Source organism: Comamonas serinivorans, assembly GCF_002158865.1.
Classification (GTDB): Bacteria; Pseudomonadota; Gammaproteobacteria; order Burkholderiales; family Burkholderiaceae_C; genus Comamonas_E; species Comamonas_E serinivorans.
Genome location: NZ_CP021455.1, coordinates 4,233,353 through 4,240,000, shown reverse-complemented (window position 1 = coordinate 4,240,000; position 6,648 = coordinate 4,233,353). Strand labels below are relative to the sequence as shown.

The following is a 6,648-nucleotide window of genomic DNA, read 5'->3' as shown; positions in this document are numbered from 1 at the left end:
ACGTTGAAATACCACCCTGGTGCGTTTGAGGTTCTAACCTTGGTCCATGATCTGGATTGGGGACAGTGCATGGTAGGCAGTTTGACTGGGGCGGTCTCCTCCCAAAGCGTAACGGAGGAGTTCGAAGGTACGCTAGTTACGGTCGGACATCGTGACGATAGTGCAATGGCATAAGCGTGCTTAACTGCGAGACTGACAAGTCGAGCAGATGCGAAAGCAGGACATAGTGATCCGGTGGTTCTGTATGGAAGGGCCATCGCTCAACGGATAAAAGGTACTCTGGGGATAACAGGCTGATACCGCCCAAGAGTTCATATCGACGGCGGTGTTTGGCACCTCGATGTCGGCTCATCTCATCCTGGGGCTGTAGCCGGTCCCAAGGGTATGGCTGTTCGCCATTTAAAGAGGTACGTGAGCTGGGTTTAAAACGTCGTGAGACAGTTTGGTCCCTATCTTCCGTGGGCGCTGCAGATTTGAGGAAGCCTGCTCCTAGTACGAGAGGACCGGAGTGGACACACCTCTGGTGTACCGGTTGTCACGCCAGTGGCATTGCCGGGTAGCTAAGTGTGGAAGAGATAACCGCTGAAAGCATCTAAGCGGGAAACTCGTTTCAAGATGAGATCTGCCTGGGGGCTTGACCCCCCTGAAGAGTCGTTCAAGACCAGGACGTTGATAGGCTGGGTGTGGAAGTGCAGCAATGCATTAAGCTAACCAGTACTAATTGCTCGTGAGGCTTGACCCTATAACTTTGATGATTGTCAAAGTTGACCAGTTATGCCAAAGCCCTGACAAGGGTGGCGAACGTGATCAAAGCAGCTGATTTGCTCTATGAATTCGTTTGGCAGAGTCCCCGCGTGGGAGGCTGCCGGACAACAAGTTATGCCTGATGACCATAGCAAGGTGGCACCACTCCTTCCCATCCCGAACAGGACAGTGAAACGCCTTAGCGCCGATGATAGTGCGGATTCCCGTGTGAAAGTAGGACATCGTCAGGCTCCTATGCCGATAACCCCCAGCCACTTGGTTGGGGGTTATTTTTTTGTCCATCTTCGGTCGGTATGTATATCCTGCCAATTTGGTGTTGGCAGGTTTGATCCGTCCGTTCAGCTTCAATCTGGGAAATTGCCCAGAAACAGCAGGTCGTTGTAGCGCCGCTCCGGCTCAGCTTCGTGAAAGCGCGCTTCGACATGGCAGAAGAAGGCATTCACCTCAGTGAGCCCTTTGGCGCGCGCTGCCTTTAGGACCAAGGCTTGGGTTTCCGGTTGGCAATCCAGCTCTTGGACGAAGCTGGCGACAGGCTGCGGCTGGGCATGGAAATCCCAGTAAAACCAATCCGGGTCGATGAAATTGGTGCCCAAGTCGCGTTGAATCGCACCAAAAGCAGCGAGCTCGTCCATGCCGTCAAAATATTGGCGGAAGGATGCGGGGCTTTGCGTGGTCAGCCCCATCCAGATGGCGAGCGAGTGCGGTACGCGATCATCAAGCATGCGCTCTCCGTGAGGTGCATCGAGGGCGGGGGAGTGGCTCATAGCGAAGCTGGGATGTTCTTGTTCGTGACGGAGTCCAATGAGCATGGCCCAGCCGGCTACAGACGCTTCAATGGGGTGTGGCGCGTGAGCGAACCAAGGCAGGCGTCTGCAAGGCGTTCGCTGGCCGTCGTGTGATCGGTGTCGCGCCCCCAGGCGTTGACCGTGGATTGGTGGTGGCTGCATGTCGGCGGAATCGCTTGCTGTTCACTTTGGCCACTTCCGGCAGGGCGTACGCCAGCGCGCTGGCCTGGTCGATGATGCCGCCGCCCAGGCAGGTGTTGTCGTCGTACAGCACGGCACTTTGCCCTGGTGTGACCGCCCATTGCGGTTCATCAAAGCTCAGGCACATGCGGCCGTCATCGTCGTAGTGCAGCGTGCAGGCCGCGTCCTGTTGGCGGTAACGCGTTTTGGCGGTGTACCGGCCAGGCGCGGGCGCCCGGCCCGCGCACCAACTCAGGTCCATCGCCCGCAGCTCGTTGGACCGCAGCCAAGGGTGTTCGTGACCCTGCACGGCCCACAGCCGGTTGTGGGCCATGTCTTTGCGCGCCACGAACCAGGGGGCATGCTCGCCGCCGCCCTCGCCGGCGTGTTTGACACCGCCGATGCCCAGGCCCTGACGCTGGCCCAGGGTGTAGAAGCTCAACCCCATGTGCTGGCCCACCACCCGTCCGTGGTCGTCCACGATGTCACCGGGCTTGGACTGGATGTAGCGGTTCAGAAACTCGCGGAATGGTCGCTCACCGATGAAGCAGATGCCGGTGGAGTCTTTCTTCTTGGCATTGGGCAGACCGATTTCTGCAGCGATCTCGCGCACCTGAGTCTTGCGCAGCTCACCCACGGGAAACAGGGCCTTGGCCAGCTGAGCAGGGGTGAGGCGATGCAGGAAATAGCTCTGGTCCTTGGTGTCGTCCACACCTTTCAACAGGGTCGACAAGCCAGTGGTTGCATCTGTTTGCACCCGCGCGTAATGGCCGGTGGCGATTTTGTCCGCCCCCAGGCGCATGGCGTGATCCAGGAAGGCTTTGAACTTGATCTCGGCGTTGCACAGCACGTCGGGATTGGGTGTTCGGCCAGCCTGGTATTCGCGCAGAAACTCGGCAAACACTCGGTCCTTGTAATCCGCGGCGAAATTCACATGCTCGATCTCGATGCCCAGGACATCGGCGACGCTGGCGGCGTCCAGAAAGTCCTGCCGCGTCGAGCAGTACTCGCTGTCGTCGTCATCTTCCCAGTTCTTCATGAAGATGCCGACCACCTCGTGGCCTTGTTGTTTCAGCAGGTGGGCGGTGACGGCGGAGTCGACGCCGCCCGACAGCCCCACCACGATGCGATGTGTGGACATGGCGCAATTATCGAATGGGTGGCCGGCGTTTGCAGGGTGCAGGTCAATGCCGCGCGCGGGCTTACCCCCAGCGTTAAGCGCTCCGATCGCTCAGGCAGACGACCGTCGTGGCAGGGCGGACACCACGGTCGCCAGCACGATGAGGGCTGCGCCAAGCAGCATGCGGAACGAGGGTTGTTCCGCGAACAGCCACCACGCGACCGCAATCGCGTACACGGGCTCAAGCGCGATGATCAAACCCACGACCCGCGCATTCAACGCCCCCAAACTGTAGACGAAGAGGTATTGCGACAAACCCGTGCAGATGACACCGAGAAGGGCCAGATACCCCCAGTCTGATGGCGACAGCTGCAAGCCATGCAGCCAGACCATGGGCGCCACCGCCAACGCCACCACGATGTTCTGTCCCAGGGCAACCTGTACAGCCGACAGGGCGCTGCGGCTGCGACGGTTGATCACGGCCAGCAGGCCAAATGACACGCCTGAGCCCAGTCCCCACAGCAGGCCCGCCGTACCCTGGTGGCCCCAGTTGAACGACGGCGTGACCAGCACCAGCCCGAGGCTGACCAGGGCGATCAGCCCCGCTTCGCGTTGCCCGATGTGCTCGCGAAACCAGGTGGCGTCCACCAGCGCGATGAAGGCGGGAAAGCTGGCAAAGCCGAGCGTGGCCACGGCGATGCCACCCACTTTCACCGCCACGAAAAACGTCACCCAGTGGGCGGCGAGCAGCAGGCCGGTGACCAGCAGCATCCCCAGCGCATGCGGTGTCAGTCCCCGTCGCAGCGGTTGCTTCACGAGGTGTGCAAACACCGCGATGGCCACCACGGCAAAGCTTGCTCGGCCGAAGGTGATGACCCAGGCGCTGGCCTGAATCAAGGCGCCCAAGACTCCCGTCATCCCGAACAACACGGCGGCCACATGGGCCGCCCACAGGGCTTGGCGTGCAGAAGACATCCGCGAATTGTCGTCCGTTCAGTGGTTCGCCCAACCGGGTGGTCATGTCGGCTGCTCAGACCTGCCGTCGCGCAACTGCGCCAGGCGCTTTTCGACGCTGGCATCCGGATGACAGTCAAGTGCTCAAGGCCCCACGGCACGCGATCGCCGAGTCCGCCGCGCGTCGCGTGGACGCCGTGTCGCAGGCGGCCTTGATGAGCGCGGCGCCTATGGGGCCACGAGCCCGGCGAATGGGGGAGCGTGCGAAAATATCGGGTTACGTCAGACAACCAGGACACAGACATGGACGCAGAACACATCAACCAGATTGGCAGCCAGATCGAGGACCTCAGCGCCCGCACCGAGGCGCTACGGGGGTATCTTTGACTACCCTGCCAAGGCAGATCGGCTGAGAACCGTCAACGCAGCGCTGGAAGACCCGACGGTCTGGAACGACCCCAAGAAGGCGCAGGAACTCGGCAAGGAAAAAAAACAGCTCGACGGCGTGGTCCTCGGGCTCGATGAGCTCACGCGCGAGCTGACGGACAGCGGCGAGCTGTTCGAGATGAGCCGCGACGAAGGCGACGACGAGGCGCTGCTGGCCATCCAGGCCGATGCCGAGCGCCTGGCCAAGCAGGTCGAAGAGCTGGAATTCCGCCGCATGTTCAGCAACCCCGCCGACCCGCTGAACTGCTTCATCGACATCCAGGCCGGTGCGGGTGGCACCGAGGCTTGTGACTGGGCCAGCATGCTGATGCGCCAGTACCTGAAGTACGCCGAGCGCAAGGGCTTCACGACCACGGTGGAAGACGAGTCACCGGGCGATACCGCCGGCATCAAGGGCGCCACCATCAAGGTGGAGGGCGAATACGCCTTTGGCCTGCTGCGCACCGAAACCGGCGTGCACCGCCTGGTGCGCAAGTCGCCGTTCGACTCGTCGGGCGGACGTCACACCAGCTTCGCCAGCATCTTTGTCTACCCCGAGATCGACGACTCGATCGAGATCGAGATCAACCCGGCCGATGTGCGCACCGACACCTACCGCGCGTCGGGTGCCGGCGGCCAGCACATCAACAAAACCGACTCGGCTGTGCGCCTGACGCACATCCCGACTGGCATCGTCGTGCAATGCCAGGACGGCCGCAGCCAGCACAGCAACCGCGACGTGGCCTGGCGCCGCCTGCGCAGCCGCCTGTACGACCATGAGATGCGCAAGCGCCAGGAAGAGCAGCAAAAGCTCGAGGACAGCAAGACCGACGTGGGCTGGGGTCACCAGATCCGTTCGTACGTGCTGGACAACAGCCGCATCAAGGACTTGCGCACCAACGTCGAAATCAGCGCCACGCAAAAGGTGCTGGACGGCGACCTCGATGCCTTCATCGAGGCCTCGCTGAAGCAAGGGGTGTGATGTCGAGCAGTATGCGTGGGTAGCCGTTGATGTTTCATCGGTAAACCATGCATACTCCTGATGGCTGAAGGCTTGCTGCATGCGACAACATGCCCCCTGTGGCGGCGATGGAGGGGTGGCCTGAACGGTTGGCAGCCAAGCGCCTGGATGGCGTCGCCGTCGCGGTGCGCGATGACGTCTGATTCGCCAGCCTGGCCGCGTCGCTGGTCGTCGCCACCTCATCCCTCAGCGCGCGATGGCCCTGGTGGTTTGCGAGGCGGGCCAGCCGGGCTGCGGCGGATGCGTGGTGGCAGGCGGTCATGCCCGAACGAATCACGGCACCCTGGCCTGACGCCTGCGAGGCCAGGCCGTGAACGATCATGATCTGCGTCCGCTGAAGGGTGCCTTGCAGGCTGCTACCCGGCCGATGCAGGCCGTGTCTCCTCCATGTGACCTGCGCGACTGACGCCCACGCCGGGCTTTGCCATGCTGTGGGCATGAACACCACCACCCAAACCAACACCGAGGGCAGCGTTGACGCCCATGTCGATGGCCACGTTCTGCGCATCGCCATCAACCGCCCCAGCAAGATGAACGGCTTCACGCCGGTCATGTACGAAGGCATGGCGCGCGCCTACGCCCAGCTGGAAGACGACCCCAACCTGCGGGTCGGCGTGTTGTATGCCGAGGGGGATCACTTCACGGCCGGCCTGGACCTGCCCAAGTTCGCCGAGTACATGCGCCAGGGCAAAAAGGCCGCGCCCTGGGGCCTGGTCGACGCGACCGACCTGGGTGTGCAGGGCTGGCGCCGTCGCACCAAGCCCATGGTGGTGGCCGTCAAAGGGGTGACCTACACCATCGGCATTGAGCTCATGCTGGCGGCCGACATCGTCATCGCCGCCGACAACTGCAAGTTTTCGCAGCTCGAGGTCAAGCGCGGCATCATGGCCACGGGCGGGGCCACGCTGCGTTTTGCCGAGCGCGCCGGCCTGGGCAACGCCATGCTGCACCTGCTCACCGGCGACGTGTTCGATGCGCAGGAGGCGCTGCGCCTGAACTTCGTGCAAAAGGTGGTGCCGGCTGGCCAGGAGCTCGACGAAGCGCTGCGCATCGCGCGCCAGATCGCCGCCAACGCGCCGCTGGCCGTCGTGGCCACGCGCCAGAGCGTGCTCAAGACCATTGAGCAAGGGCCTTTGGCCGCTTCGTCCGAATTCATGGCCGTGCAAGCGCGCCTGGCCAACACCGACGACGCGAAAGAGGGCGTGCAGTCCTTCATTGAGCGGCGCGACGCCAACTTCCAGGGCCGGTGACGGCCTGTCCGACGGCAGCGCCCGAGCGGGTGTTGCCGTCACGCGATATGCGGCGGCCTTGGGGCCGCCGTTGTGCTGTGCGCGCTTTGGGCCACTCAGGGCGGGGTGTTCGTTGGCTGACGCGGCATCCCGTTGCCTTGCCGCGGC

At 62.6% G+C, this 6,648-nt stretch carries 5 protein-coding genes and 2 rRNA genes (1 of these 7 running past the window's edge); 4 read left to right on the top strand and 3 right to left on the bottom strand.

Annotated features, from left to right (window positions below):
- Together CCO03_RS18155 and rrf are read left to right on the top strand one after the other, a co-directional pair.
- A 23S ribosomal RNA gene (locus tag CCO03_RS18155) occupies positions 1-742 on the top strand (it extends 2,137 nt beyond the left edge of the window).
- A gap of 140 nt (positions 743-882) precedes the next feature.
- Positions 883-995: ribosomal RNA gene (gene rrf, locus CCO03_RS18150) — 5S ribosomal RNA — on the top strand.
- Positions 996-1,109: 114 nt separating this feature from the next.
- Here rrf and CCO03_RS19985 read toward each other — a convergent pair.
- The 3 genes from CCO03_RS19985 to CCO03_RS18135 form a co-directional block, all read right to left on the bottom strand.
- Positions 1,110-1,487 (bottom strand): immunity 22 family protein, encoded by a 378-nt coding sequence (locus tag CCO03_RS19985; RefSeq protein ID WP_157667792.1) that lies wholly within the window; start codon positions 1,485-1,487, stop codon positions 1,110-1,112.
- Between the two features lie 109 nt (positions 1,488-1,596).
- Positions 1,597-2,871, bottom strand: coding sequence for a tRNA 2-thiouridine(34) synthase MnmA (gene mnmA, locus CCO03_RS18140; RefSeq protein WP_087283392.1), 1,275 nt, complete (start codon positions 2,869-2,871; stop codon positions 1,597-1,599).
- A 90-nt stretch (positions 2,872-2,961) separates the two neighbouring features.
- Positions 2,962-3,825, bottom strand: a complete 864-nt coding sequence (locus tag CCO03_RS18135) for a DMT family transporter (RefSeq protein ID WP_087283390.1) — start codon at positions 3,823-3,825, stop codon at positions 2,962-2,964.
- Between the two features lie 282 nt (positions 3,826-4,107).
- On the opposite strand from CCO03_RS18135, the gene prfB reads away from it, so the two are divergent.
- Together prfB and CCO03_RS18130 are read left to right on the top strand one after the other, a co-directional pair.
- Positions 4,108-5,212, top strand: a protein-coding gene (gene prfB / locus CCO03_RS19980; protein ID WP_157667791.1) for a peptide chain release factor 2 whose coding sequence is annotated in 2 segments (ribosomal slippage) — positions 4,108-4,188 and positions 4,190-5,212 — 1,104 coding nt in all. Because the reading frame shifts where the segments join, the coding sequence is not laid out codon by codon here.
- A gap of 476 nt (positions 5,213-5,688) precedes the next feature.
- Positions 5,689-6,501: a crotonase/enoyl-CoA hydratase family protein gene (locus CCO03_RS18130; protein ID WP_087283388.1), complete on the top strand. Its 813-nt coding sequence runs from the start codon at positions 5,689-5,691 to the stop codon at positions 6,499-6,501.
- Positions 6,502-6,648 lie beyond the last annotated feature (147 nt).

Coding starts and splice junctions, on each gene's coding strand:
- CCO03_RS19985 (WP_157667792.1), bottom strand. CDS start 1,487: ATGCTTGATGATCGCGTACCGCACTCGCTCGCCATCTGGATGGGGCTG.
- CCO03_RS18135 (WP_087283390.1), bottom strand. CDS start 3,825: ATGTCTTCTGCACGCCAAGCCCTGTGGGCGGCCCATGTGGCCGCCGTG.
- CCO03_RS18130 (WP_087283388.1), top strand. CDS start 5,689: ATGAACACCACCACCCAAACCAACACCGAGGGCAGCGTTGACGCCCAT.
- mnmA (WP_087283392.1), bottom strand. CDS start 2,871: ATGTCCACACATCGCATCGTGGTGGGGCTGTCGGGCGGCGTCGACTCC.